General features: G+C 66.8%; 19 protein-coding genes. 10 read left to right on the top strand and 9 right to left on the bottom strand.

What is annotated here, in order from left to right; genetic code table 11:
* Nucleotides 1-11: 11 nt before the first annotated feature.
* The 4 genes from Pla175_RS15760 to Pla175_RS15745 all read right to left on the bottom strand — a co-directional run bounded on the left by Pla175_RS15760 (nt 12) and on the right by Pla175_RS15745 (nt 4,289).
* Complete coding sequence (locus Pla175_RS15760) at nt 12-1,151, bottom strand: purine-cytosine permease family protein (protein ID WP_231953923.1); 1,140 nt, start codon at nt 1,149-1,151, stop codon at nt 12-14.
* Between the two features lie 244 nt (nt 1,152-1,395).
* The gene (gene dsrP / locus Pla175_RS15755) at nt 1,396-2,643 is read right to left on the bottom strand and encodes a sulfate reduction electron transfer complex DsrMKJOP subunit DsrP (RefSeq protein WP_145287006.1); all 1,248 of its coding nucleotides are present in this window, start codon (nt 2,641-2,643) and stop codon (nt 1,396-1,398) included.
* Between the two features lie 61 nt (nt 2,644-2,704).
* Entirely contained in the window at nt 2,705-3,655 is a 951-nt protein-coding gene (locus Pla175_RS15750; RefSeq protein WP_145287003.1) for a 4Fe-4S dicluster domain-containing protein, read from the bottom strand.
* Entirely contained in the window at nt 3,642-4,289 is a 648-nt protein-coding gene (locus Pla175_RS15745) for a cytochrome c3 family protein (protein ID WP_231953922.1), read from the bottom strand. The genes Pla175_RS15750 and Pla175_RS15745 overlap by 14 nt, the downstream gene beginning before the upstream one ends.
* 80 nt (nt 4,290-4,369) lie before the next feature.
* Between Pla175_RS15745 and Pla175_RS15740 the strand changes: the two genes are divergently transcribed.
* The 5 genes from Pla175_RS15740 to Pla175_RS15720 are packed head-to-tail and all read left to right on the top strand — an operon-like array spanning nt 4,370 to nt 9,003.
* Nucleotides 4,370-4,651 (top strand): chaperone NapD, encoded by a 282-nt coding sequence (locus Pla175_RS15740; RefSeq protein ID WP_145287000.1) that lies wholly within the window; start codon nt 4,370-4,372, stop codon nt 4,649-4,651.
* 11 nt (nt 4,652-4,662) lie between these two features.
* Nucleotides 4,663-7,080 (top strand): molybdopterin-dependent oxidoreductase, encoded by a 2,418-nt coding sequence (locus Pla175_RS15735; RefSeq protein WP_145286997.1) that lies wholly within the window; start codon nt 4,663-4,665, stop codon nt 7,078-7,080.
* A complete protein-coding gene (locus Pla175_RS15730; RefSeq protein ID WP_231953921.1) occupies nt 7,077-7,889 on the top strand; it encodes a diheme cytochrome c precursor in 813 nt (270 codons plus the stop codon). Before Pla175_RS15735 ends, Pla175_RS15730 begins: the two co-directional genes overlap by 4 nt.
* Nucleotide 7,890: 1 nt before the next feature.
* A complete protein-coding gene (locus Pla175_RS15725) occupies nt 7,891-8,694 on the top strand; it encodes a 4Fe-4S dicluster domain-containing protein (protein ID WP_145286994.1) in 804 nt (267 codons plus the stop codon).
* A 6-nt stretch (nt 8,695-8,700) separates the two neighbouring features.
* Nucleotides 8,701-9,003 (top strand): hypothetical protein, encoded by a 303-nt coding sequence (locus Pla175_RS15720; RefSeq protein ID WP_145286991.1) that lies wholly within the window; start codon nt 8,701-8,703, stop codon nt 9,001-9,003.
* 18 nt (nt 9,004-9,021) lie between these two features.
* Here Pla175_RS15720 and ric read toward each other — a convergent pair whose 3' ends face one another.
* Entirely contained in the window at nt 9,022-9,726 is a 705-nt protein-coding gene (ric, locus tag Pla175_RS15715; RefSeq protein WP_145286988.1) for an iron-sulfur cluster repair di-iron protein, read from the bottom strand.
* A 49-nt stretch (nt 9,727-9,775) separates the two neighbouring features.
* Nucleotides 9,776-11,011 carry an NO-inducible flavohemoprotein gene (gene hmpA / locus Pla175_RS15710; RefSeq protein ID WP_145286985.1) on the bottom strand — a complete coding sequence of 412 codons (1,236 nt, stop codon included), beginning with the start codon at nt 11,009-11,011 and terminating at the stop codon, nt 9,776-9,778.
* A gap of 298 nt (nt 11,012-11,309) precedes the next feature.
* Between hmpA and Pla175_RS15705 the strand changes: the two genes are divergently transcribed.
* The 5 genes from Pla175_RS15705 (at nt 11,310) to Pla175_RS15685 (ending at nt 17,109) form a co-directional block, all read left to right on the top strand.
* Entirely contained in the window at nt 11,310-11,732 is a 423-nt protein-coding gene (locus tag Pla175_RS15705) for an RrF2 family transcriptional regulator (protein ID WP_145286982.1), read from the top strand.
* Between the two features lie 45 nt (nt 11,733-11,777).
* Entirely contained in the window at nt 11,778-12,275 is a 498-nt protein-coding gene (locus Pla175_RS15700; RefSeq protein ID WP_145286979.1) for a hypothetical protein, read from the top strand.
* A gap of 138 nt (nt 12,276-12,413) precedes the next feature.
* The gene (locus tag Pla175_RS15695) at nt 12,414-12,812 is read left to right on the top strand and encodes a hypothetical protein (protein WP_145286976.1); all 399 of its coding nucleotides are present in this window, start codon (nt 12,414-12,416) and stop codon (nt 12,810-12,812) included.
* 706 nt (nt 12,813-13,518) lie between these two features.
* A complete protein-coding gene (locus Pla175_RS15690) occupies nt 13,519-15,075 on the top strand; it encodes an alpha-N-arabinofuranosidase (RefSeq protein WP_197526889.1) in 1,557 nt (518 codons plus the stop codon).
* A 57-nt stretch (nt 15,076-15,132) separates the two neighbouring features.
* Complete coding sequence (locus tag Pla175_RS15685; RefSeq protein ID WP_145286970.1) at nt 15,133-17,109, top strand: rhamnogalacturonan lyase; 1,977 nt, start codon at nt 15,133-15,135, stop codon at nt 17,107-17,109.
* A 20-nt stretch (nt 17,110-17,129) separates the two neighbouring features.
* On the opposite strand, the gene Pla175_RS15680 is transcribed toward Pla175_RS15685, so the two are convergent.
* The 3 genes from Pla175_RS15680 to Pla175_RS15670 form a co-directional block, all read right to left on the bottom strand.
* Nucleotides 17,130-19,841, bottom strand: coding sequence for a glycosyl hydrolase (locus tag Pla175_RS15680; RefSeq protein WP_145286966.1), 2,712 nt, complete (start codon nt 19,839-19,841; stop codon nt 17,130-17,132).
* Nucleotides 19,838-22,972 carry a rhamnogalacturonan lyase family protein gene (locus tag Pla175_RS15675; protein WP_145286963.1) on the bottom strand — a complete coding sequence of 1,045 codons (3,135 nt, stop codon included), beginning with the start codon at nt 22,970-22,972 and terminating at the stop codon, nt 19,838-19,840. The genes Pla175_RS15680 and Pla175_RS15675 overlap by 4 nt, the downstream gene beginning before the upstream one ends.
* Nucleotides 22,973-23,692: 720 nt before the next feature.
* On the bottom strand, nt 23,693-25,015 hold the full coding sequence (locus tag Pla175_RS15670; protein WP_145286961.1) for a Gfo/Idh/MocA family protein: 1,323 nt from the start codon (nt 25,013-25,015) through the stop codon (nt 23,693-23,695).
* Nucleotides 25,016-25,510: the final 495 nt, after the last annotated feature.

The following is a 25,510-nucleotide window of genomic DNA, read 5'->3' as shown; positions in this document are numbered from 1 at the left end:
AACAGGCCCGCTTAGGTCAGCAGCGGCAAGATCTGCTTGTACACGAACGGGAAGCACGCGATCACAACCGTCACCACGCCGACGGCGAGCGTGACGCGCATCCGCGAATGCTTGTGGAAGATCGCTTGCGCCGCCAATCCGGCCCGGTACAGATTTGCGTTGGCGGTTGTCCATCCGGCGATAATGACGATCACGTAGCCCGACAGGCCCAACGCCCGGTACGCGACGTCGCCCGGGTCGAGCTCGACGATGGCGGACTTCATCAGCACCGCCGTGCCGGCGCCCATGATTCCCGCGGCGATCCAGGCGATGTAGTGACCGAACAGCATGCCCGCGCTGGTGCACAGCCCGTACACGGTCCGTTTGGCGTAACGCAGCAGCGCCATGTCGATCAGTCCGAAGTGGGTGATCGTGTTGGCCGCCCAGGCGAACCCAATCACCTCCAGCAAGCCGATGCCGGGCTTGCCCTCGCTGTTCACGCCGGTCCAGATGGAGTGGTCGCCGATCGCGATGAAGTCGTCGAAGCCCGTTAGCTGCGTTCTGCCGAGCACCGCGTTGGCGAGCGCCGGAAAAAGGACAAACGCGCCGCTGATAAACATCACCACAAGCCACGGACCGCACAGGCCTGAAAACGCGGCGACGGCGTTGAAGCCATACATGGCCACCAGCACGACGATCATCCCCACCGCCAGCACGACCAGCACGAACAGACCGTCGGTAGGGTACCACTCTAGCTGCGCAGGGATCCCCAGCAGCAGGCGAACGGCCGTGCAAGAAACGGTGATCATGGCCGCTGAGATCACGGTGAAGATCAGCACGTTGGCCCAGTTGTAAAGATCGCTCATCGAGTCTCCGGCGATCTTGTGCAGATACGTATAGAGACTCAGCCGCGTCTGAACGGCGATCGGCGTCGTGATCAGCGTCCAGCTTAGAATCGCGAGGATGTTGCCGATCAGCAGCCCCACAAGGATGTCTTTGGTCGAGGCGCCCATCGCGACAAAGGTGGCGCCGATGACAAACTCGGTCGCCGCCACGTGCTCGCCCGCGTACAGCCCCGCAAAGTGAGTCCAGCCGTGAAGCTCGTGCTCCGCCACCGGCAACTGCTCCGGGTTGATGTCGGCGATGGCAGGCGGGGCGGCGTGGTCGGTCATGGGGCTCGTTGCATCGTAGCGGGTCGTTCTTGCTGGGCGGCGTCCGATCAAGTTGCACTCTAGCAGAATGTGCTCGTTGCCGAACCATTGTTGGGGACAGTGGGCGCCGCGGAGCGAATCAGCCTCCCAATGGCGGGCCGGCCAGGAGGCGGCAGCCTGCCGCGCAGGAGCGTGCGGCCGTCGGTCAGACGCCTAGTGCGCGTGACGGCTGAGCGGCGCGGAGGGTCGTGAAGGGCGTCCTGCTTCAGTCTTGGTCGGCCTGCCTGAGCGTCGGCAGCGCCGTCTTGATCGCGATCGTGAAGACCATCAGACCGAACGCCCAGATCCCGACGGTGACCTTCCACTCCAGCAAGCTGGGGGCGTACTCCACGATCTGGTGCAGCGTGCTGGGGATAAAGCCGGGGATGATCAGCCCCATCCCCTTTTCGATCCAGGTCCCCACGAACGCCATCACACAGGCGGACACCAGCAGCCAACGCAGCCGCGGCGCCAGCAGGCCGGGCCACAGGAACAGGCAGGCCGCGGTGACGTTCAACCCGATGGCGGTCCAGGTCCAGGGCACCAGGCCGGTCTTGCCGTGCAGGCCGAAGAACAGGTACTTGGCCGCGCTGACGTGCGCGCCGCCGGTGTAGAACTCGGTGAACAGTTCCGACGCCACCATCAGCAGGTTGATGAGGATCGTCACGCGCACGATCTTGGTGAGCGTGGCGATGGGCTGATCGAGCCCCTGGACTCGTGTGAGTTTCTTCATCAGCACCATGGTGACGATGATGAACGCCGGCCCGGAGACGAAGGCCGACGCCAGGAAACGCGGGGCGAGCAGCGCCGTGTTCCAGAACGGCCTCCCGCCTAGGCCGCAGTACAAGAAGGCCGTTACGGTGTGGATGGAGATGGCCCAGACGATCGAGAGCATCACAAACGGCACGTACCAAACGGGGTTGGGCTCGCGGCCCAGGAACCGCATGTAGAGCAGGTAGCCGCAGATGTGCAGGTTGAGCAGCAGGTAGCCGTTCAGGACGATGACGTCCCAGGTGAGCATCGAGATGGGGAAGTTGAACTTCCCGAGGCCCGGCATCATGTGCCAGAACCGGTCGGGGCGTCCGAGGTCGGCGACGACGAACATCAGGCACATGACGATCGCGGCGATCGCCAGCAGCTCGCCGATGATGACCACGTCGTGCATCTTGCGGTCGTGGTAGAGGTAGGCCGGGATCACCATCATCACCCCGCCCGCCGCCAGGCCGACCATGAAGGTGAAGTTGGCGATGTAGAGCCCCCAGCTCACCTGATCGGTCATGTGGGTGCCGATCATGCCGCCGGCCACCTGGTTGGCCCAGGCGTTCGCGCCGACCAAGAACAACGCGGTCAGCAGCGTCATCCAGGCGTAGAAACCGAGCGAGCCCTCGGTCGCCTGCCACAGCGAGCGGGCGAGGAACCTCGGGTAGCTCGCGATGTACGAAGGCTTGTCGGCCGGTGCGGTGGAGGTGGTCATGCTGGTTCGCGCCGGTTCGGCCGGGCGCCGGTCCCCTGCGGATCGGCGGTTGCGGGAGCGATTAGTCGAAGTAGTAGAAGAACGCCGGCTTGGTGCCGAGCTCTTCCTTGAGGATATAGACGCGTTTGTTCTCGAGCAGCCAGCGGATGTTCGACTCCGGGTCGAGGATGTTGCCAAAGACACGCGCCCCCGTGGGGCAGGCCTCGAGGCAGGCCGGCAGCTTGCCGCGGCGGGTGCGGTGCAGGCAGTAGGTGCACTTCTCGACGACCCCCACCGGACGGATGCGGTTGCTCAGGTAGCTCTGGTCGGGGTTGACCTCTTCGGCGGGCACCTCGGGCTGCTTCCAATTGAACCGCCTGGCGTGGTAGGGGCAGGCCGCCTCGCAGTACCGGCAGCCGATGCACCAGTTGTAGTCCACCACCACGATGCCGTCGTCTTCCTTCCAGGTCGCCTTGACCGGGCAGACGTCGACGCACGGGGGCTCGTCGCACTGCTGGCACTGCACGGGCAAGTAGAACTTGTCGTCCTTAGGGACCGCGCCCGTGTAGGTCGTCGACCCCTGCTCCATGTCCATCGTCCCCTTGGGCATCTCGATGACGCGGATGTACGACTGGTTGGTGGCGCGATCGTGGTTGTTTTCTTTGTGGCACGCCTCAACGCACTTGCCGTTGCCGTTGCAGACGCTCAGGTTGATGGCGTAGACGAACTTGGTGCCCGGGATCGGCCGGTCGTCGCCGATGGTCACCTCGGCGCCGTACTTCTCTTTGGCTTCTTCCTCCAGGCGGGCGATGACGTCGGCCTTCTGCTCTGGCGTGAGCTCGGTGTAGTGGTTCTGCATGAACTCGCCGGCGGACGTGTTCTGCGCCGCGTGGCGCAGCGGCGAGATCGCCGCTACAAAGGCGGCCGCCCCCAGCGTCGCAAAGCCCCCCTTGATCGCCGCCCGGCGAGAGAAGTTCTCGATGATCGGCAGCGTCGGCAGGTCCGGCCTGGACGGGTGGTTAGTGTCGGTCATGCGGCTCCTCGCTGGCGTCCAAGAAACGGTCGTGCGGCTTGAAGTCGACGACCATCTTCGGGTACTTGGGGGCGTGGGGGTCGTGGCAGTCGATGCAGTTGTTCTTGGTCTGCGGGCCCCGCGACAGGTCCCAGAACCCATTCATGCCGCCGTGGGCGCCGTGGGCGAACGACTCGGCTTGCTTGCTGTGGCACTGCGAGCACAGCGTCATCACGTCGACGTACTCGACCGTGGTGCCGTCGGCTAGCCGCAGCGTGTCTGCGTTGTCGGGGGAGTGGCACGCGTAGCAGGCCAAGGCGCCGTGGTTGACCGTGAGCCCCTGGTGGAACTCGTCCAGCGACGCGGCGGTCTTGTTCTCGAGGTTCGGCTTGCGGACGCTGTGGCACGTCGAGCAGGCGACGCTGGCGGCGCGTCCCTGCGGGTCGGCGCCGGCGAGCTCGATCAGCGGCGGCCCCGAGGGCCGGCGGATGTTGACCTGGTAGGCCGCGACCGAGGCGGGCGCCGGCGGAGCCGGGTGGGCGTGGCGCGCCTCGCCATCGGAAGGGCGGCACCCGGGCAGCGCCGCGGCCGCGACAACCATCAACGCGATCGCGCGGGCCGCTCGGGCGAGGAGAGGGGTCGCACGGCGCGTCATGCTTTGCTGCTCGGAGATGGGGTTTGGCTGGCGGCCCGAATAGTATACAACTAAGTGCAGGATACACGCCACCCCTACTTGTGAGCGACGCACGCGTGCCGATCAGTGGACTAGTGGTGGTCTTCGGCGGCGGCCAAGACCAGATGGATGATACGATAACACGCCTCGCCAATCACCCGTCAATCGACGTCGGGCAGAAAAGTTCTAATCGGCTCGCGATCGTGATAGACTCCGAGTCGCGGGAACAGGATATTGAGATCAACGCCTGGGTGCGAGGCCTGCCCGGCGTAGCCGACCTGCAGATCGCCTTCGTCGGGTTCGACGACGAACCGACCCCCTCATCGAAACCAGCTCAGCCGTAAGCAGATCCGCTATGGACGCACAGCGCCGTACCTTCTTGAAGTCGTCCGCGATGGCCGCGGCGGGATCCCTGGTCGCCAGCGGCACGAGCCTGTCGCTGCCGGTGCTGGCCGCCGAGGACCACCTGCCAGACGGCGACGACGTCCGCTGGAACAAGGCGCCGTGCCGCTTCTGCGGCACCGGTTGCCACGTGCAGGTGGGCGTTGAGTCGGGCCGCGTGGTGGCGATCGCCGGCGACAAGGCGGCCGACGTCAACAAGGGCCTGCTGTGCGTCAAGGGCTACCACGTCGGGGGCATCCTCTACGGCGAAGACCGCCTGACCCAGCCGCTGCTGCGCAAAGAGGGGCGGCTGACGGAGGTCTCCTGGGACGAGGCGATCACCATCATCGCCGAGCGGATCATGAAGGCGCCCGAGCGGTTCGCCTTCTACGGCTCGGGGCAGTGGACCATCCCCGAGGGCTACGCCGCGCAGAAGCTGATGAAGGGGGGGCTGGGGAACAACCAGATCGACCCGAACGCCCGGCTGTGCATGGCGTCGGCGGTGACCGGCTTCCTGGCCACCTACGGAGTGGACGAGCCGGCCGGCTGCTACCAGGACCTCGACGAGTGCGACGTGGTGATCACCTGGGGCAACAACCCGGCGGAGATGCACCCGGTGCTGTTCTCGCGGGTCACCGACCGCCGGTCGCGCGGCGAGAAGGTGATGCTGATCGATATCGGCACGCGTCGGACCCGCACCACCGACGCCGCGGACGAGTACCTGGAGATGAAGCCCCACGGCGACGTCGCGATCTCGTTGGGCGTCATGCACCTGTTGGTCGCCAACGAGAACTACGACAAGGCCTTTGTGGAGAAGCACTGCAACTTCCGCGGCGCCGAGGCCGACGCCCCGACGCTCCACGGCGAGGCGATCAGCGAGGCCGATTTCCGCAAGCGGATCGCCAAGTACACCCCCGAGCATGTCGAGGCGCTGTCGGGCGTGCCCGCCGCCAAGATCCGCATGCTGGCCGACCTGTTCGCCGACCGCGAGATCCGCATCACGTCGCTGTGGTGCATGGGGATGAACCAGCACACGATGGGCACCGCGATCAACTCGCTGGTGCACGGGGTGCACCTGCTCAGCGGCCACTTCGGGCGACCGGGCGACGCACCCACCAGCCTCACCGGCCAGCCCTCGGCCTGCGGCACGGTGCGCGAGGTCGGCACGCTCGCCCACGCGCTGCCCGGCGGGAGGTTGGTCGAAAACGCCGAGCACCGCCAGCAGTGCGAGGAGCTGTGGAACCTCCGCCCGGGCAGCATCAACGCCACGCCGGGCTACCACACGGTGAAGATGTTCGAGCAGTTCACCAAGCCGACCGCCGAAGGGGGCGACATCGACACGATGTTCGTTCAGGTCACCAATCCGGGGCAGACGCTCCCCAACCTGAACGCGTTGTTCAACGACAAGCAGGGCCTGGAAGACAAGTTCCTCATCGTCTCCGATGTCTACCCGACCGCGACGACGCGGCTGGCGGACCTGATCCTGCCCGCCGCGATGTGGGTAGAGAAGAACGGCATGTTCGGCAACAGCGAACGCCGCACCCAGCAGTGGTTCAAGATGGTCGATCCCCCCGGCCAGGCGCGCGACGACTGCTGGATGACGATCGCCATCGCCCACAAGCTGCTGGAGCTCGGCCACGAGGGGATGAAGGACAAAGACGGCGAGTTTATCTTCGCCGTACGCGACGACGCCGGCGATGAACTGCCGGTCTGGGAGTACGAGCACTACTACGACACGAACGTCGATAAACACCTGTTCGAGGAGTACCGCGGCTTCACCACCATGAAGCACAAGAACCTTGCGCCGTACGACGAGTACGTCAAAGCCCGCGGCCTGCGTTGGCCCGTGGTCGAGCAGCCCGACGGGTCGTGGCGCGAGACCCGCTACCGCTTCTCGGGGTTCGACGACCCGTTTGTCGCCGAAGGGGAAGAGTTCGACTTCTACCACTCCTCGTCCAAGGACGGCCGGGCGCAGATCTGGTTCCACGAGTACCAGCCGCCGCCGGAGATGCCCGACGGGGAGTACCCGTTCTGGCTCTGCACCGGGCGTGTGCTAGAGCACTGGCACTCCGGCACGATGACCCGCCGGGTGGCGCCGCTAAGCCGCGCGATGCCCACCGCCTACGTGGAGATGAACCCAGAAGACGCCCGCGCCGCCAACATCCGCCAGGGAGAGACGGTGGTGATCGAGTCGCGACGCGGAACGGCGGAGCTGCCGGTGTGGATCGACGGCCGCGGCCGCCCGCCGCGCGGGACCGTGTTCGTCCCCTTCTTCGATGAAACCAAGCTGATCAACAACTGCACGCTCGAAGCGCACGACCCGTTCTCGAAGCAGCCCGACTACAAGAAGTGCGCCGTGCGCGTCATGAAGCAGTCCGGGGCGCGAACATGATCAAACGCTTGACGCCGATCCTGCTGGCGTGCGTGATCGGCATCGCGGTCGTGGGGTACTTTGTTGGACTCAGCGACGGCGTGCCGAAGCCGGCGGGGCTGTCCGGGGCAGGGGCGCTCGAGGCGTCGTGGCTTCCGGGGGGCGAGCACCACGCATCGGTCTCGGCCGAGAACAAGGTTGTCCCGGCGGTTACCTACGGGCAGATCCCCGGCGCCGCCATGGGGCCGACCGCCGGCTTCCAGGCCTCTGCCAAGATGTTGCCGCAGCCCGCGTACGACCTCTTCGCCGAGGTCCATCCGAGCGAAGCGGAGAAGGCCGAGTCGGGCAAGATCCGGGCGTCGCGGCGGGCCTACAACGGCGCGCCGCCGGTCATCCCGCACGCCGTGCAGAACACCACCGATGCGGCCTGCTACGCGTGCCACTCGCAGGGGATGCGGTTGGCGGGGCTCAAGGCGAGCGTGATGTCGCACCCGTTCCTCGCGAACTGCACGCAGTGCCACGCCCCGCCCCCCCCGGAGCCGTTCAAGGGCGCCGACACCGGCGTGCAGTCCTCGTTCGTCGGGCTCCCCGCACCCAAGGCGGGCAAACGGGCCTTCCCCGGCGCGCCGCCGACCATCCCGCATTCCCAGTGGATGCGGCAGAACTGCACCGCCTGCCACGGCGGGCCGAACGGCTGGGCCGGCATGGAGTCGACCCACCCGTGGCGCACCAACTGCACGCAGTGCCACGCCCCGTCGGCGGTCCTCGACCAAGCGATCCCGGCGGCCGTGGTCCCGATGCTGCCGCCGCTGGAAGTCGTGGCGGAGTAGGATGGACAACAGGTCGAGCCAACGCGGCGGGTCGGAGGGCAGGGCCGCCGCGGAGCGACCCCGCGGCTCGGCGCCCCTCCGCTGGATCGCGGTCGCCCTCCGGTTGCCGGTTGTGTTTTTCGGGCGTCTGTTCGCCCCAACCAGGCCCTCACGCGGCCGCCGCGACTTTATCCAGGGGAAGTTCTGGAAGCTCGTCCGGCCCCCCGAGTTCCCGCCGCTGGTGATGCGGTACCCCAAGGCGGAGGCATCCGACCGGCCGGCGCCCAAGAGCATTGGCGGCATCGCGATCGAGCCCGTCCCGGCGAGCAACCTCGCAGGCCTCCCGCGGTCGCGGTCGATCCCGGTGTTCCGGCCCCCGGGCGCCATCGAAGAAGGCCGCTTCCTGGCCGGCTGCACCCGCTGCGGCGACTGCATCACGGCCTGCCCCTACCAAGCGATCCGCAAGGCGCCCCAGCGTCTGGGGTCGGTTGCCGGCACGCCGGTCATCGAGCCCGACGTCGCGGCGTGCCTGATGTGCGAGGACCTGCCCTGCATCGCTGCGTGTGAGCCGGGTGTGCTGACCCGCGCGGTCCCGGTTGTCATGGGGACCGCCAAGGTGACCGAGCACCTCTGCCTGGCCCACCACGGCACCACCTGCACCACGTGCAGCGAGCGCTGCCCCGTGGAGGGGGCGATCGCCGTCGCCCACGGCAAGCCGACCGTCAACGAAGCGGCCTGCGCCGGCTGCGGTGTGTGCCGCTACGTTTGCCCGGCGCCAGAGAATGCTATCCTGCTGATGCCCGCGTTCATCCGGCCTACCCCGTAAGGTGACATGAGCAGCGACGACGACGCCATCCCAGAGCTCTTGCAGGCCGAGTGGCCCGCCGACCTGGTAGAGCAGTTGTTCGACGACCTGCGCGACGGCGCCGAGGTCCTGCACGTGCAGCTACGCACCACCACGGGCGACGCGGCGGCCACGCTGGCCGACGCCAAGCAGGCGTTCGCCGCGGGCGCCGCCCAGGCGATCCAGGTGCAGTACCGCTTCGAGAACGACGTGTGGTGCGACACGATCATGCCGGGAGACCCCACGACCAAGATCGTCCGCAACCGCATGCCCGCGGACCGTCCCTCTTAGGCTTCCCTACCGAGGGCGTTAGGCGCCCATCGCCAGCGCCTTGGGGAACAGCACGTTGTTCTCCTTGTGGATGTGTTGATGCATGTCTGCTTCGAGCTGGTCGAGCGAGTCCAGCATGGCGCGATAGGTGTTGCAGGCCCACTCCGGCGGCGCAAATCCGTCGGTCGCTTCGCGCAAGATCGCTAGCGCGTCGCCGGCGAGGTCGTGCTCGTGCTCCATCTGTCGGATCGGCCCCGCGACGCCGCAGCCGTGCTGCTGCGGTTGGTCGGCGGACGCTTCCAGCTCGCGGATTAGCGGGAAGAGGATGACCTCTTCTTTCATCATGTGGGGCTCGAGCTCGTTCTTGAGCGCCAGGAAGGCCTCGCGCACCGTCGCCAGGCGGGGGTCCTTGTCGCCGTGCACGCGGGAGACCTTCTCGGTCAAGAAGTCGAGCCGCGGCAGTTCTTCGCGCAGGTAGGCGTGGTGCGTCTGCTCGATGTGGTCGGCCAGCTCGGTCAGGCCCATGCAGTCCGCGTCTACCAGCGGCGTCCGCTCCGCCCCATCGACTTGGCCGAGCGCGTCCAGCACCGCCTCGGGGGCGACTTGCATCTTGGCGCACGCCTCGGCCAGCGGCACCTTGCCGCCGCAGCAGTAGTCAATCTTCAGCGACTCAAACACGCGTGCGCGGCCGGGGACGGCTCGCACGAGCTCGCCCACGGTGGCTTGGGGGTCGATCGTTTGCATAGGGGGCTCCCTTTGAGGTAGAGGAACTTGTTTGGCTGGCGGCCTGGCGTTACGCGGCGACGGTCTGCAACTGCTGCTTGGGGCCGAAGAACTCGTAGTTGACCCGCGAGTCGTCCACCCCCAGCTCTTTCAGGCTGTCGGCGACCGACGCCATGAACGGGCTCGGTCCGCAGAAGTAGAACCGCGCCTCGGCGATGGGCGCCCAAGAACGCAGCAGCTCGGCCGTCACCAACCCGTGGCCGTCGCACTTGCCGGAGTTCAGGTCGCCCTCCAGCGGGGCGTCGTACACCACCTGGGTCTTCACGTCGCAACCGCTGCCGGCCAGGCCGCGGACCTCCCCCGCCAGGGCGTGCACGGCGCTGTTCCGGGCCGCCTGCAGGAAGTAGATCGGCGCCGGCGTCTTCGCGGCCACCAGGCTCTTGGCCATCGACAGCAGCGGGGTCACCCCGATGCCCCCGGCGATGAACACGATTGGCTGCGGGTTCGCTTCGCTCGGGTCGATGGTGAACTCGCCGCAAGGGGGGCCGACCTGGATCGTGTCGCCGATGTTCACGTGGTCGTGCAGGTAGTTCGAGATCAGACCGCCGGGGGCCTCGGCCGCCAGGGCCGGCTCTCGCTTGACCGTGATCCGGTAGTGGCCGTTGCCCGGGTTGTCGGACAGGCTGTAGTTCCGCGGGGAGGTCGGCGTGGTGGGGTGTTCGAGGCGGACCGTGATGTACTGGCCCGGCGCGAAGGCCGCCAACGCGCCGCCGTCGGCCGGCTTCAGGTAGAAGGAGGTCACGATCTCGCTCTCGGCGACCTTGCGGTCGACGACAAAGTCGCGGAAGCCGTTCCAGCCCCCCTCGGCCGCCGCCTGCTGCTGGTAGATGTCTTTCTCACGCCCGATGCAAACCTCGGCCAGCAGGCCGTAGGCCTCGGCCACTGCTTCGACAATCTCCGGCGTGGCCGCGTCCCCCATCACGTCGCCGATGGCGTCCAGCAGGTGCTTGCCGACGATCGGGTAGTGTTCTGGCTGGATGCCCAACGAGCAGTGCTTCTGGGCGATCAGCTCGACCGCCGGCAGCAAGACCTCGAGGTTGTCGATGTGGGTGAAGTAGGCGCAGATCGCCCCGGCGAGCGCCCGCTGTTGGCCGCCGCTGTGCTGGTGCGCCTGGTTGAAGAAGACCTTGACCTCGGGGTTCCCGGCGAACATGCGCTCGTAGAACCGCACGGTGATCGCCTCGGCGTTGGCCGCCACGGCGGGGGTGATCTCCTTGATGATCTGGATCGTCTTGTCGCTCAGCATCGAGGTTCTCTCTTGGGGGCGGGTGGGGGAGTGGGCTGCGGGGCGGATAATGGAGGGGCCTGCAATGTGTACGCAAAGGTATACAATCGCAACCTGCACGTCAACGTGCACGTTGCAGCGGATTTTTCCCTCGCCTCCGCCGGCCGACCCCGCCGCTTTGCGGTTGTCGGCGCCGGGGCGGGCGCCTATGCTGAATTGCTGCATCGCCGGGTGTAGAATAGACGGGCGGGCCCCCATGCCCGCGGCCGGCGTGCCCCATGCCTGCGGCCGACGTGCTAGTACCAAGAGGCTCAAAACCATGCTTTCCAAGACAGCCGAGTACGCCTTGCGGGCTGTTGCGTGCATGGGGAGCCAGCCGGAGTCGCCTGTGTCGGCAGACCACCTGGCAGAGCAAACCAAGGTGCCGCGGCGCTACCTGACACGCGTGCTGCAAGAGCTGGCGGGCGCCGGCCTGGTGCGTTCGCGCCCCGGCCCCGGGGGGGGGTACGAGCTGAGCAAGCCGACAGGCAAGCTGACGATCCTAGACGTGGTCAACGCGGTCTCGCCGGTCCAGCGCATCCGCTCCTGCCCGCTCGGCCTGAAGACGCACAAGGCGCTCTGCCCACTGCACGCCGAGTTGGACAAGGCGTACGCCGCGGTCGAGAAGGCGTTCAAAGGGGTGACGATCAAGCAGCTAGTAGAATCGACCAGCCCCATCATCCCGCTCTGCGAGAGCGCCTGAGGGGCGCGCGGGCGCGCTGCCGGCATCCCCTTCTGACAGGCGGCCATGGTCCAAGACGCCTCTCCCGACCAGGCGCCGGTCGGCTCGGGCACGCGCAACCCGACCCCCGGCCGTGCGTTGATCGACACGCTGCTGCTGGCCATCAACTTTGTCACCGCGCTCTTGATTCTTGCCGCTAGCGCCAGCGCGATCGCGGCTGGCGACGACCCCTATGCGTTCGTTAGTGCTGTCCTCACCGTGCCGCCGGTGGGCGCCTACGCGGTCGCCGAATGGCTCTGCTGGTATCGCCAGAGGTCGGGGTTGAAACGACTACTGGGCGTCTGCAATCTGCTTCTGGCGGCCCTAATGCTCTTCGGCCTCGTGAGCGGCCTGGGCGAAGTCTACGTGTCGCCCGAACCGATCGACCGCGGCCTTGTCGCGTTCTTGGTGCTCGTCTTTGGCGCAACGAACGTCTATCTTGGCGCCTGCGGGTGGCGTCGCGTCCGCGTATCGACGCCGCACAGCACAAACCTCGGTTCCGCCTCAGACGCCGACGAGACATGAGTGGCGCCGGCGGGGGGGTCGTGATCAGATTGTTTGCCGCTCTGGTAGTTGCTGCGGCCGACGGCTCGGGTTTCCGGCGGTGACGTTCTATTTCACGACACCAAGCCCTTCCAGTAGAGAAAAAACGAGGCGCCCCCCATGCGATGGAAGCAAGACTGCCTCGTTCTGCTCGGCGCCCTCGTCGGCGGCGCTTTGGGCTATGCCGGGTTCTTCTGGCTTGCGGGCCAGGGGTTTTACGGGCTGGTGCTGCCGGGCGGGCTGCTGGGGTGCGGGGCGGGGCTGTTTCAGTCGCGGTCCGGGTACCTGGGCGTTGTCTGCGGGGTGCTGGCGCTCGGGCTTGGGCTGTTCGCCGAATGGCGTTTCGCGCCGTTTGTGGCGGACGGGAGTTTCGGGTTCTTCTTGGCCCATTGGCGTCAGCTCAAGCCGATCACGCTGGTGATGATCGCCGTCGGCACGTTGATCGGCTTCGGGATCCCCTTCAGCCGCAGCCGCGACGCGGCCGCCGCCGACCGCCGCGCGTCTGCCGGCGCGGCCTAGCGCCGGTCCCGTCCTACCGCTCACGATGACGGGGCGTTTGTTGGCGGTTTTGCCTCGCTTTTAGCCACCCTCGCCGCGATAATCAGCAGCGATTCCGACCTCTCTTGCCGGGGGCCGTGCGGGGACGCTGCGCGCACACCCCGCGGCCGGAGGGGGCGCAGGATTTTGTCCCTGAGGTGTCCGCTAGAGGGGGGCTGGTGTCCGCTCTGCGGGTCGTTTTGTCCGCTGCCGAGCGGCCGACGCCCCCCGAGCGTCGTCGTAAGTCGTTGCGGCGCAAGCAGGGCGCCCGCGACTCAAGCAGCCATGAGGCCAAAAAACCAATCGGGGCATGGGACAAAAGGACAAAACCCGACGAGCGGGTCGGCGGCGCGGTCGACCGGTCGTTGGCTGCGGCGCCGTGGTACAGGCGCGTGCGCGCCACGCTTGCAAAGCGGCCTTCTTTTCGGTCCCGCCACGGCCGACGCGCGCGGGGCCGACCGCCGCCGCGGCAGGGAAAACAAGGGGCGACGACGGCATCGCGAGAACGTGCGTCATGCAGGCGCGACTCAGCGACACGGTCGGTAGTGAACCGGCTGGGATATAGTGTGAAGCACTCGTCGAACCGCGAGGGCCCCGCGCCTTCGGCTCTGCGGGAAAGTTGCCCTGTTGTTTGCTCCACTGAGTTACGAGACCACCCATGTCAATCGCAAGAGACCCTCGTTCTCCTTTGATTCATCGATCCACCCTGTGTCTGGCCGGGCTGCTCGCGCTTTGCGTCGCCAGCGGCGTGCGGGCCGGCGACGCGGTCGGGGAGATCCACGGCGATCAAGACGGCGGCAAGATCAGCCGCCACCTGTACGGACACTTCGCCGAGCACCTCGGTCGGTGCATCTACGACGGCATCTGGGTGGGGGAAGACTCCGCGGTCCCCAACACGCATGGCTACCGCACCGACATCGTCGAGGCGCTCAAGGCGATCGACATCCCGAACCTCCGCTGGCCCGGCGGCTGCTTCGCGGACGACTACCACTGGCGCGACGGCATCGGGCCGCTGGACCAGCGGCCCAAGCGGGTCAACCTGCACTGGGGCAAGGTGATCGACACGAACGCGTTCGGCACGCACGAGTTCCTCGACCTGTGCGAGCTGCTGGGCGCCGACCCGTACATCGCCGGCAACGTGGGGAGCGGCACGCCCGAGGAGATGCGGGACTGGATCGAGTACATGACGTTCGATGGCGACAGCCAGCTTGCCAACCTCCGCCGCGCCAACGGCCGCGAGAAGCCGTGGAAAGTGAAATACTTCGGGATCGGGAACGAGAACTGGGGCTGCGGCGGCCAGATGACGCCCGAGTACTACAGCGACCTATACCGCCGGTACGCCACCTTCTGCCACGAGTACAGCGGCAACCGCCTGGTGCGGATCGCCTGCGGCCCGAACGGGGCGGACCGCAACTGGAGCCGCGTGGTGATGCAGCGGGTAGGGGGGCGGACGCAGGGGCTTTCGCTGCACCAGTACACGCTCGCCGCGCCGTGGGGCGACAAGCTCCCGGCCACCGGCTTCGGGGAAGAGAAGTGGTTCGCGATCCTCAAAGAGTCGCTGGGCATCGAGCACGCTATCCGCGTGACCGAGGAAGAGATGGACCGCGTCGACCCCAAGAAACGGATCGGCCTGTTCGTCGACGAGTGGGGCGCCTGGTACCGCACGGAGCCCGGCGCGCCCGACTACGGCCTCTACCAGCAGAACTCGCTGCGCGACGCGCTGCTGGCGGGGATGTCGTTGCACATGTTCCACGAGCACAACGACCGCATCCACATGGCCAACATCGCCCAGGTGGTGAACGTGCTGCAGGCCATGATCCTCACCGAGGGGGACAAGATGCTCCGCACCCCCACCTACCACGTGTTCGAGATGTTCAAGGTCCACCACGACGCCACGCGGCTCCCGCTCGAACTCACGTCGCCCGACTACGCTTTTGGGGGCGAGTCGATGCCGGCGCTGAGCGTCTCGGCGTCGCGGGACGACGCCGGCAAGGTGCACGTATCGATCGTGAACGTCGACGCCAAGGCGCCGGTGAAGCTCCGCTGCCGGCTCTCCGGGGTCGACGCGGGCGCCGTGCGTGGGAGGGTGCTCACCGCCCAGCGGCTCGACGCGCACAACACGTTCGAGTCGCCCGACCGGCTCACGCCCCGGGAGTTTGACGGGGCTTCGCTGGCAGACGGGGAGCTTGTGGTCGAGGCGCCGCCGCGGTCGGTGCTGGTGCTGGAGCTGGACGAGAAGAAGTGAGGCAGCGACCAGCCCCGCGGCGGCAGCGCTTCCCCCCGTTCCCCCGAGTCAGTCGTTATGCAACGCCGGCACATTGCGCTTCTGATCCTCTTGGCGCTAGCGCCGACGCCCGTCGGCGCGCAGCGTCAGATGGAGAACCTGACGCGCGGGGTCGTGGCGGTCCGTCAACCCAACGCGGGCGTCTACGTTGGTTGGCGGCTGCTGGGGACCGACCCCGAAGGGGTGGCGTTCAACGTGTATCGGCAGACCAGCGGGGGCGACGCCCAACGCGTCAACGACGGGCCGGTAGCGGGCGCCACCAACCTGGTCGACGCAGCTGCCCCCAACGACGCGTCGTTGTCCTACGCAGTGCGGCCGGTGCTCGATGGCCGCGAGCTAGCGCCCTGCAAAGCGGTGGCGGTCTGGCAGCAAGGGTTCCTAGAGATCCCCATCGACCCCATCGCCGGGTACCGACCGGGTGACGCCTCAGCGGCCGACCTCGACGGCGACGGGCGGCTCGACGTCGTGCTGCACCAGTCCTCGCGGGGTCGCGACAACGGATCGACGGGCGTGACGGGGACCCCGGTCCTCGACGCGTACCGGCTCGACGGCACGCGGCTGTGGCGCATCGACCTGGGCAGGAACATCCGCGAGGGAGAGCACTACACGCAGTTCATGGTGTACGACCTGGACGGCGACGGCCGCGCAGAAGTGGCTTGCAAGACGGCCGACGGCGCCACCGACGGCGTGGGGGTAGTGATCGGCGACGGTGAGAAAGACTGGCGCACCCTGCAGCCGGGGTCACAGCGGGACGGACGCGTGCTCGACGGACCGGAGTACTTCACGATCTTCGACGGGCGGACCGGCGCCGCGCTCAAGACGGTGGGCTACGTGCCGGGACGCGACCCGATCAACGGCTGGGGGGGGATCGGCGGCAACGCCGGCAACGACAGCTACGGAAACCGCTGCGACCGCTTCCTGGCGTGCGTGGCCTACGTCGACGGCCAACGTCCCAGCGTGGTGATGTGCCGCGGGGTCTATGGACGGATCGTGATGGCCGCTTGGGACTGGCGGGACGGCGAGCTGACCCTCCGCTGGACGTTCGACACGGGCGTCGGCCGCGCCCCGTACACAGACGCCTCTCCTTACTCGGGCATGGGGGGACACTCCCTTTCTGTGGCCGACGTCGACGACGACGGCAAGGACGAGATCGTCTACCAGGCGATGGTGGTCGACGACGACGGGCGGGGGCTCTACTCCACCGGACTGCGTCATGGGGACGCGATGTTTATCACCGACATGTACCCCGACCGCCCCGGGATGGAGGTCTTCTCGGTGCAAGAGAACGAAGAGCACGCCGAGCAGTTCCAAACCCCGGGCGCCGCGATGCGCGACGCGCGGACCGGCAAGATCCTCTGGAGCCACAGCCCGACGGTGGACGTAGGGGGCGGGATGGCTGCCGACATCGACCCCACGCACCGCGGGTTCGAAGCGTGGGGTGGGCCAGGGGGGCTGCGAGACTCGGACGGAAAATCGATTGGCCCCGCGCCGCGCGCCGGCGGGTGGTCACTCTGGTGGGACGGCGACCCGCTGCGCGAGCTGCTGGCCGTTGGGCGTCCGGCGTGGCGTGGCGGACCGGGGCGACGGGGGGGCGATCGGGCCGATGGCTGGCCGACCCAAGTGTTCAAGTGGGATTGGAGTTCTAAGCAAGATCGACCACTCGCAGAGCTCAACGGCGTGTCGTCTACGGGGCGACCAAACCTGGCGGGCGACCTGATCGGCGACTGGCGGGAAGAGCTGCTGCTCACTGCTCCGGACGGCAACGCCCTGCGGCTCTACACCACGACAATCCCCACCGACATCCGCTTGAGGACCTTGCTGCACGACCCCCAATACCGACTGGGGCTGGTGTGGCAGAACGTGGTCTACAACCGGCCCTGCTACCCGGGCTTCTACCTGGGAGACGGCATGAACACGCCCCCGGCCCCCAACATCCGGCTGGTGGGTGACGGCGAGGCGATCCGGTTGCAGAACGAAGCGCCAGTCGACCGCTAGCGACGGCGACCCGGCGCCCGTCACTGCTGCGTCGCTCGCAATGGGGTAAGCGTCACCGGGCCGGTGAGCCCCAGTGGGCGGACCGGCCAGACCGAGGCGTCAAACGGCTTGTAGTCGATGTTCACCAGATTGATGTCCTCAAACACCCGCCACACGACGCCGCGTCGGTCGAGGTCGCGGATTCGATTCGCGGCCACGCCGGTTACCTCCACTTCCAGCTTGTTTCCTCTTGGCAGAAGCTCGTTCAGCTCGACCTCAAACGGCGGCGCTATCAGCGTGGCGACTTCTTCGCCATTTACCCGCACGCGGGCGCTGCCGAGGACTTCACCCAGGTCGAGTAGGATTCTCGGGCCAGCACTCTGGGGCGCATCGAATGAAGCAGCGTAACTTACCGTGCCCGCAAAGCTCTGAGCGGATTGGTCGGGGGCCTCGGTCCAAGGCTTCGGACCATCGGACTCGAATCCTTCAGGAAGGTTGGGTCCCCCCGTGAGAAACCTCACCCGCCAAGGCCCAGCGAGCGTCGACGATGCGCCTGCCGGCTGTCGGTAGGGCCATTCATCCGTTTTGAGATCATTGTTGCTGGCGCAGACGAGAACCGATTGACCGGCCGCCAGTTGTAAACGTAGCGAGGAACCCCTCTTTGCAGTGCCTTGAACCTGCGCTAAGCCGACCTTCCCCGACATGGGGTCCATGATTGCGGCCGAAGTAAACGACGCCGCCAACGGCGCCCAGCCATCGAATCGCGTGTCTCGCTTGTTCCTGAGAAAGTAAACCGAACTGCCGTTCCACTTCTTCCGCAAAAAGACGAGGCCGAGGTCTCGGAGTTGATGTTCATTGCGAACCCCGGCCGCCCGGAGCATCGCTGGCACGTCGTCGCCAATACGTACGCGGCCCTTTGCCGCAAGCGCGCGGATCTTCTGCGACACGGCGTCCCATTCGGCGTTCGGCTGGGCGCCCGCCATGCCGGGCTGGCTGGTCGGCAGACCGCCCCAAAACAGCACGGTCGCTCCCCCGTCTGCCAACTCGGCGAGACGCATCAGCGTCGCCAACGGCATGTGCTGGGCGCGGGGCACGACAACCGCGGAATACGTTCCGCCCGGCGCCTTGATGCGCCGGCCGCGCGCTGCGCAGCTCGCCAGCCCGCGGTCGGACACATAGTCGAACGCGTAGCCGTGCTCGTCCAACAGCACCGCGGCGTCCCCCAACGGCCGGCCGTAGAACCAGTCGCCCCCGTTGTGAACGCGCACTTCCATCCTCAACCCCTTCGTGGTGTGCCAAGCGTCGTGCAGCGGCCAGTACAGCAGCACGTCGTTGTCGGGACTGCTGTCTTGCAGCACCGACTGGCAGCGGGTGACGTACGTGTTGAGCGTCGGGAAGTCGCGCCAGATGGGGTTCTGCGGGTTGAGCTGCGTCGAGGCATAGAACAGCCAACCGGGCCAGGGGGCGTCCGCAGGCGAGTAGGCCGTGCCGTGGTAGAAGACGTGGTTCACCCCCGCCAGCATCAAGCGGTCGACGATCTGCTTGAGCTGCGCGAGCGTCACGTTGAAGTGCTCGTCGAGCCACGTGGCCGACTCGGAAGAGACCAGCTTCTTGCCCGCCACGTTGGCGGCCGACGAAGCGAACTTCAGGACCAGCGGGTCGGCGTCGCCCCCCTGCAACCGCCCGAAGCTCTCGGTCTCGGGGATATCGACGGCCGCATAAAGGTCGAGCCAGTTCGCGGGGGAGCCGTGCGACTGGTTGCGGGCGAGCTGGCCGTGGCGATGAGCCCAGGCGGCCCACGGCTCGACGAGGTTCTCGAGCACCAGGTCTGCCAGCGTCTCACGGTAGTCGCTCTTGACGCGCTCCACCGTGTCCTGCGGGCCATCTCCCGCCAGGGCCGGCAGTTGGTCCTCGAGCCGATAGCCGCGCCGGGCAGCGAAAGCTTCCAGGAACTCCGGCTGCCAGTTGCCGTCGTACTCGAACGAGTCGTGGAACTGCGCGCGGAGGCCCGGCAGTTGGTCGAGCGTCTTGCCAAAGTAGGCTAGGAAGTGCTCAACCGAAGGGGCGGAGAACGGATTGATGTTGAGCCCTTCGCCGCCGGGGCCGGGCCGCTTGACGCGGTCTCCCGACCAACGGTAGGCGAGCGTGTAGACGGTCCAGTCTCCGTCTGGCGCCCGCCACTCGAGGGCGCTGCCGGTGATTTGATCGGAGAGGTCAATCCGCCGCCCGTCTTTGCTGATCGCCAACGCGGATTGCGGCGTCGACCGGCTAAACTGTTTGGTGTAGGCATCGCCGGCCGCAACTGTTTCACTAGCGATCTCGACCCGCGAGTTTGCGTCCTTCGGCAGCACACTCGGCCCCCCCATCCGCCAGCCCGAGCCCGCGGGGAGGTCGACCCCCATCCCTAGCCGTTTGGCTTCTTGGAGCGTGTGCTTTACGGCCTCGACCCACGCTTCCGATAGGTATGCGCGGTTGCGCTGCTCGTTCCCCTTCACGCCGTAGATGCAGGTGATCTCGACCCCACCCAGACCGGCGGCGTGGTACGCTTCGAGCAGCCGGGTGAGGTTGGGCGCATCGACCGCGGAGCCGTGCCACCACCAACGCGTCCAAGGGCGGGCGGTCTGAGTTACCTCGGGCCAAGCGGGCGACGCGGGCAGCGCCCCCTGTTGTTGCTGGGCCCGGCCAACGAGCGGCTGGCAAAGCACGATAAGAACGATCAGGCCGCGAAGAGCGGAATGGCGACGGTAGTTCATCGGGGCCTCTCAAGCGGTGCGACGCTGTCCCAAGTCTCGAATACTAACTGCAGTACGTCGTCGAGATCCGACGAGTCGACTGCGTCTTGCGTGATGGGGGCAGCCAACACGCAAGAGTTCGCCGCGTATTGCTCTTCTGCTGATAACAACAGCAACAGCGGCGCGTGGTCGGGCGCAGGCGATGCCATCGCCGAGGCCAGCGGAGCCCGCTGGGTTCGCCCTGCGGCTCCGCTTGCCAGAGCCGGGGCCGCCGTCGGAGCAGCCGCATAGCCAACCGGGGATAGGCCTCTCGTTGGCGGCTCGGGGGCGTTTGCTTGATCCGTAATCAAACCTGCGGCGGCAACAGACTCAGCGGCGCGGGTACCGTTCGCGGCCGGCGCCACGGCGCCGAAGTTCTCTCGCCACACGCCGTAGTCGCTCTGATCCACCACCCCGTTGTGGTAGCCATCGGCCGGCGGGTTGCCGACGCTCCCCAGCGAGTCTCGCCAGACGGTGTAGTCGGCTGCATCGACGGACCCGTCGTTGTTGTAGTCGCCCCGCAGCTCTCCGCCGAAGTAGATCAGCGGCTGTGGCGGCGTCTGCATCCCGGCCCCGAGGTAAAAACTCGGGTGGGGGGGTTGGTTGTACCCGTCGTTCTGCCAAGCGATCGCCTCGCGGTACTGCGTGTCGTGCATCAGCGTAGTGAGGCGCGTCTGCGTCACGATGGTGGTGGTCCAGATTTCCAATGCAGAGTTGTCGCTCCGACGCCAGATGACTTCCTCGCGCCAGTCGCCCAGGATGTCGGCCGACAGGCTTGGGGTGCTCTTGGTGCCATTGTTGCTGGACAGCCCTGCGGTGCTGTTGATCCCGCTGCTCCCAGACGAGACCAGGTTTGTGCGGCCCGGGTTGTTCCACTTGGAGATGGTCGTCCCATCGAGAAGTTCGCGTGACAGGTCGCCGTCCCACCAAACGCCAAAGTTGTACATCATGCCGCCGGGGGTCTCGTAGAGCGCCTCGCCCGACACGTTGTAGATCATCCGCGTCCCCTCGTCGGTGGACGCCCAGAACTCGTACCCGAGGTGGTTCGGGTCGATGTCCATCGCCACGCCCCGTCCGACGTCGTTGTTCGAGGGGATCTGGAACAGCAACGCGCCGGTCGCTGCGTCGCGGAGCTCACCCCCCGCGTCGCGTCCTTCGCTCTCGTACTCGCCGCGAGACTCGTGCACCATGAACACTTCAAGGCCGGGCCGCGTCGGATCCATGTCCGACATGTGCAGCGCGTCGCCGTGCCCCAAGCCGGTCGTGTACAGACCCGTGCCGTCGTGGTCGATCGCCGAAGCGCCGTAGATCACTTCATCGAAGCCGTCGCCGTCGACGTCGCCGATGGTCAGTGAGTGGGCCCCCTGGCCAATGTAGTCGGGGTTCGCCCCGTTGGTGGCGGCCTGAAATATCCACCGCTGGGTCAAATGTCCGTCCCGCCAATCGTATGCGGCCACCTCGTTGCGCGACTGTCGCCCCGACTGCGGCCCGTAGTAGCCCCGTCCGAAGACGACGCTGGGGCGTGTGCCGTCGAAGTAGGCGACCCCGACCGTGAACCGATCGACGCGGTTGCCGTAAGTATCGCCCCACCCAGATACACTTCCTCGCACCGGAGCGAACGGGATGGAGTCGAGCTCAGCGCCGGTGAGACCGTCGAACACGGTCAGGTACTCCGGTCCGCTCAGAACGTATCCGCTTGAGTTGCGAAAGTCGTCCGCTACCGAGTCGCCTCCCAGGAGCACGGCGTTGCCCTGGCCATCGATCGTGCCCGGGGCGGTCTTCAATACAATCTCGGCACGCCCGTCGCCATCGAAATCGTAGACCGCCATCTGGGTGTAGTGGGCGCCGGAGCGGATGTTGCGCCCCAGGTCGATCCGCCACATCAGCTCGCCTTCGAGCGTGTAGGCGTCGACGTAGGTGTTGCCGGTGTAGCCCGACTGCGAGTTGTCCTTTGAGTTCGATGGGTCCCACTTGAGGATCACTTCGTATTGGCCGTCTCCGTTGAGGTCGCCCACGGAAGCGTCGTTGGCGTTGTAGGTAAAACTCTCTCCGCTGGGGGTTGTCCCTCCGGCCGGGATCTGGAGCGGAATCGTTAGGTGCTGCTCGACCGTCGACGCGGCTGCGAGCGTGTACGACTCGCTCGGTGCGAGCTCCTGACCCCCGACCACGGCGCGAACAAAGTAGCTGTTGGCCACGTTCAGGTTCGCGGTAGAGTCGACAAAGTTGGTCGATTGCGTGAGTGGCGACGCATTGAGTTTGACCGGGGCGCCGCTGCTTGCGGAACGGTACAGGTTGAACGCTACGTCCTGGGGGTCGTCTCCCAGCATCCTCCAACCTACATACGCCGTGTTGGAGGTGGGGCGCACCACGACAACCCCGCGATTAAGTTTCTCGACCTGCCGATAGAACTGAGGCGTTGCGGGGGGCGCGGCGTCCTCGTCGTACTCGATGGTCAGCGTCGGCCGAACCGCCGGGTCGGCGTCCTCACGCGACGAGTACCCCCAGCCCCGCACGGCGCCCGCGTCTACCCGGGTAATGAAGGTGACGAGCCCATTGTCGTCGACACGGCTGTTCAGAAAAGCGACCAAATCCTGACCGGTGATCGTCTGCGGCGCGCCCTGGGCGTTCGTTACGCTCTCGGTTACCGCGGCGCCGCTCTCCTGGTCTAGGCTGAACACCAAGGAAGGGTCGACGCCGTCGCCGCCGGTGTGGGCGTACTCGGCCCCGAGGCCCCCTTCGGCCAGTGTCGACTCGCTCCAGTTCTGCGGGGTTGCGCCGGGGGCGTTGGTCAGGCCATAAACGTCAAAGCGGTCGGGCACGATGGTGTCGTTGCGCGTACCGCCGGCTTTGTAGAGCGAGAGCGTCGCGTTTGAGATGGCGTCGATGTTGAGTTGCGACAAGTCGAACCGCACGTAGGCCATCCGGTCGCCCGGGCCGTTTGCGTCGAGCACGTCGAGCGTTGATGCGCCGCCCGCGTTGACCCCAGACCGCGTGAACGTGTCGGCCGCCGCTGTTAGCGATGCGAGGGCGAGGAGCCGTCGGTCTTCTAGCGGCTCCATCCTCAGGTTCCGCCCCCGCCGAGCATATCGCACGGCGTTGATTGATTGCTTCATGCGCGACGCACCATGAGTTGCTTGGCGGCTTGACCGCCGGACGCGGCGGTTGGCTTGGCAGGCAGGCAGGGGGACCAAACGCCGGACGTCGTTGAAGAGTTCGACCGTCGCCTAGGCGAACGATCGGGGCAAGCCGGGCGATGAGCACTCGACAGCCCCTAGCTGTCATAGACCACCAGCAGAAATCGATCTAGGGCGCGGGCGACGTTCGACTGGGATAGGCCGCCTCAGCCATGTCACTCCAGACGCCATTTTATTCGCGCTTGGGAGCAACAGCAATGAACGAGCCCGTCGTAGTAGCTACGATTGCGTCCCCATTTCTGCAATCGGCGTATCCAATTACGCAATCCGATCCCTCGGCGTCTTTACCGTTGAAACAATCTGGCAACATGCGCACCGCTAGAGCGGCCGACAGATTGTCATACGCTCGGCCCGCGTGCGCGGCTTCTGCTGCAACTCATCGTCCGCCATTGAGATGGCCCTTCTCGTCTAGCGGTTTCAACGTAACTGAGTTCATTCATGTTGCAGCCCAGCAAACTCATCGCCATCGCAACACGCGCTCAGAGGAAGCGCGGTTCGGCCTTTCTGCTGGTCGAACTTCTGTATTTGCGCGCGGTCGCGACTGGGTGGTGTGCTTGTCCCACGCGACTGGTAGATAGGTGTGTGGCCCCCGTGTTGTGTGCCAACACCCCTGTCCACCACCGGGCCTTCTAGCAGCCCTCACGCCTGACCGATCACGGCCTTCCCACCGCTTGGGGCGCGGCTGGTCCAATGGGGTCCTTCCGGGCCGGCCGGCGTGGGCGTGTTGATGGCCCAGACCTGCCCGGCGGCGTCGTACTCGAGTTCGAACCGCTGCCCCCCGGCGTCGAGGCTCCGGCGGCCGGCGTCGAGGATGGCCGTCACACGCGTCGTGTCGTGGACCGTGGCCAAGCGGCCGTTGAAGTCGTCGCAGGCCGCTTTGCCCGTGCGGACCGCCTGGGCCGCCTCGACGAACGCCTCGATGCTGCGGTAGCCGTAGCCGTGCTGGCCGGCGAACCGCCCCCGTGCGTCGGGGGCGTACTTCATGAACAGCGGGTTGGGAGAGGCGTAGCCCGCCGTGTCGGTCGCCAGCGCGTAGCCCCGGTGGGCCTGGTCGATGTTCAGCTCCCCCTTGTGCCCCATGTAGAAGAACCGCTGCTGCGAGTGGACGTCGCTCTGCGGCGCAATCCACGACGAGGTGTACAGGGCCGACGCGCGGGAGCGGTCCGCCAGGTTCTCCCACTCGACGCAGAGCGTGATCGTGTCTTCGGTGTCGAGCCCCGCCGCCGCCGCCACGCCGGTCGACGCGATGGCGGAGACCGCCAACGGCCGCGCGCAGTGCTCGACGACCCAGTTGTTGAAGTCGACGTGGTGCGCGTTCAGGTAGAAGCTGATGTCGCTCGACTTGCCCGCCCACGCCCGGAACGTGCCGAGCTGGCTCTTCGGCTGGCTCATGTACGAGCTAAAGAAGCTGAAGGCGCCCAGCTCGCGGATGCGGTCGCGGGCGTCGGCGTAGAGCGGGTCCCATCGCTTGTGCACCTCCATCGCCACCAGCACCCCGTGGCGGCGGGCGGCGGCCGCGAGCAGGAGGTGTTCCCGCAGGTTCTTCACGATCGGCTTGGCGACCAGCACGTGCATGCCCCGCTCGACCGCCCGCATGGCGATCTCGAAGTGCGTGTCGTCCGGCGTGAAGACCGTCACCAGGTCGCCCGGCTCCAACGCGTCGAGCGCCGCCAGGTAGGCCAGCGGGTCGCGGGGCGTGTCGTCCGCGGGGAAGCTGCGGAACGACACGTCGAGGCCGCTGTACTTGTCGCCGACCAGATCCTGCAGGTGGCGGCGGATGGCGGGGAACTTGGCGCCGTTGGCGCCCGCCATGCTCAGGTCACCCAGCCGCCCCCGGTCACGCAGGTCGAAGCAGGTAAGCGCCACCACGCCTGCGCTCTTGTCCGAACCGCTCGCCCCGTCGCGGACATAGCCCGTCGTGTACTCGCCCGTGCCGACCATCAACAGACGAGGGAGTGACATCTTATCTCGCGGTTCTTTCGGCGGACACGCACGGCGTCTGGCAGGCGCAAACGGCGGAGGCGCGGCGCCGTCGCACCGACAGCACTGCTCCCCGACCGTCAGTATGCAGGGCAAAGCCGAAACGCCGCAATTCGCTTTCTGCCCCGAAATGAGACAACCACGCCTAGCGGCACGAATGCTGGCAGGGGTGAAGCCCGATGCGCGTCCCGCCACGACGCTCTCGGGGTTTCTTGTTCTCGTGGTTGCAAGAACGGGAACATTGCAGGAGAGAACCAAGCAGGTCTGTGGCACAACCGCTCGTTCGCGAACACGATGCGGCGGTGACCAAGCTTCCACGACGGTTCAATCCGCGGAGGCAGTCGGGCCTTCTGATGTGAGCAGCGCAAAGAGTGCATCGGCGTCGTTGGCGATTTCGGATTGCTGGTCCTCTGTCTCAATCGCTTTAGAAACGCTTGAAGAGAACGGCGATCTGGGGGGCGGGCGGCGCGAAGGGTT

This window comes from Pirellulimonas nuda (assembly GCF_007750855.1).
Lineage (GTDB): Bacteria > Planctomycetota > Planctomycetia > Pirellulales > Lacipirellulaceae > Pirellulimonas > Pirellulimonas nuda.
This window is presented reverse-complemented; position numbering and strand designations above follow the sequence as displayed.

Excerpts from the sequence above, each read along its gene's own strand:
- hmpA (WP_145286985.1), bottom strand. The coding sequence starts at position 11,011 with ATGCTGAGCGACAAGACGATCCAGATCATCAAGGAGATCACCCCCGCC.
- Pla175_RS15695 (WP_145286976.1), top strand. The coding sequence starts at position 12,414 with ATGCGATGGAAGCAAGACTGCCTCGTTCTGCTCGGCGCCCTCGTCGGC.
- ric (WP_145286988.1), bottom strand. The coding sequence starts at position 9,726 with ATGCAAACGATCGACCCCCAAGCCACCGTGGGCGAGCTCGTGCGAGCC.
- Pla175_RS15675 (WP_145286963.1), bottom strand. The coding sequence starts at position 22,972 with ATGAAGCAATCAATCAACGCCGTGCGATATGCTCGGCGGGGGCGGAAC.
- Pla175_RS15735 (WP_145286997.1), top strand. The coding sequence starts at position 4,663 with ATGGACGCACAGCGCCGTACCTTCTTGAAGTCGTCCGCGATGGCCGCG.
- Pla175_RS15725 (WP_145286994.1), top strand. The coding sequence starts at position 7,891 with ATGGACAACAGGTCGAGCCAACGCGGCGGGTCGGAGGGCAGGGCCGCC.
- Pla175_RS15670 (WP_145286961.1), bottom strand. The coding sequence starts at position 25,015 with ATGTCACTCCCTCGTCTGTTGATGGTCGGCACGGGCGAGTACACGACG.
- Pla175_RS15685 (WP_145286970.1), top strand. The coding sequence starts at position 15,133 with ATGCAACGCCGGCACATTGCGCTTCTGATCCTCTTGGCGCTAGCGCCG.
- Pla175_RS15760 (WP_231953923.1), bottom strand. The coding sequence starts at position 1,151 with ATGACCGACCACGCCGCCCCGCCTGCCATCGCCGACATCAACCCGGAG.
- Pla175_RS15750 (WP_145287003.1), bottom strand. The coding sequence starts at position 3,655 with ATGACCGACACTAACCACCCGTCCAGGCCGGACCTGCCGACGCTGCCG.
- dsrP (WP_145287006.1), bottom strand. The coding sequence starts at position 2,643 with ATGACCACCTCCACCGCACCGGCCGACAAGCCTTCGTACATCGCGAGC.
- Pla175_RS15720 (WP_145286991.1), top strand. The coding sequence starts at position 8,701 with ATGAGCAGCGACGACGACGCCATCCCAGAGCTCTTGCAGGCCGAGTGG.
- Pla175_RS15745 (WP_231953922.1), bottom strand. The coding sequence starts at position 4,289 with ATGACGCGCCGTGCGACCCCTCTCCTCGCCCGAGCGGCCCGCGCGATC.
- Pla175_RS15700 (WP_145286979.1), top strand. The coding sequence starts at position 11,778 with ATGGTCCAAGACGCCTCTCCCGACCAGGCGCCGGTCGGCTCGGGCACG.
- Pla175_RS15680 (WP_145286966.1), bottom strand. The coding sequence starts at position 19,841 with ATGAACTACCGTCGCCATTCCGCTCTTCGCGGCCTGATCGTTCTTATC.
- Pla175_RS15730 (WP_231953921.1), top strand. The coding sequence starts at position 7,077 with ATGATCAAACGCTTGACGCCGATCCTGCTGGCGTGCGTGATCGGCATC.
- Pla175_RS15705 (WP_145286982.1), top strand. The coding sequence starts at position 11,310 with ATGCTTTCCAAGACAGCCGAGTACGCCTTGCGGGCTGTTGCGTGCATG.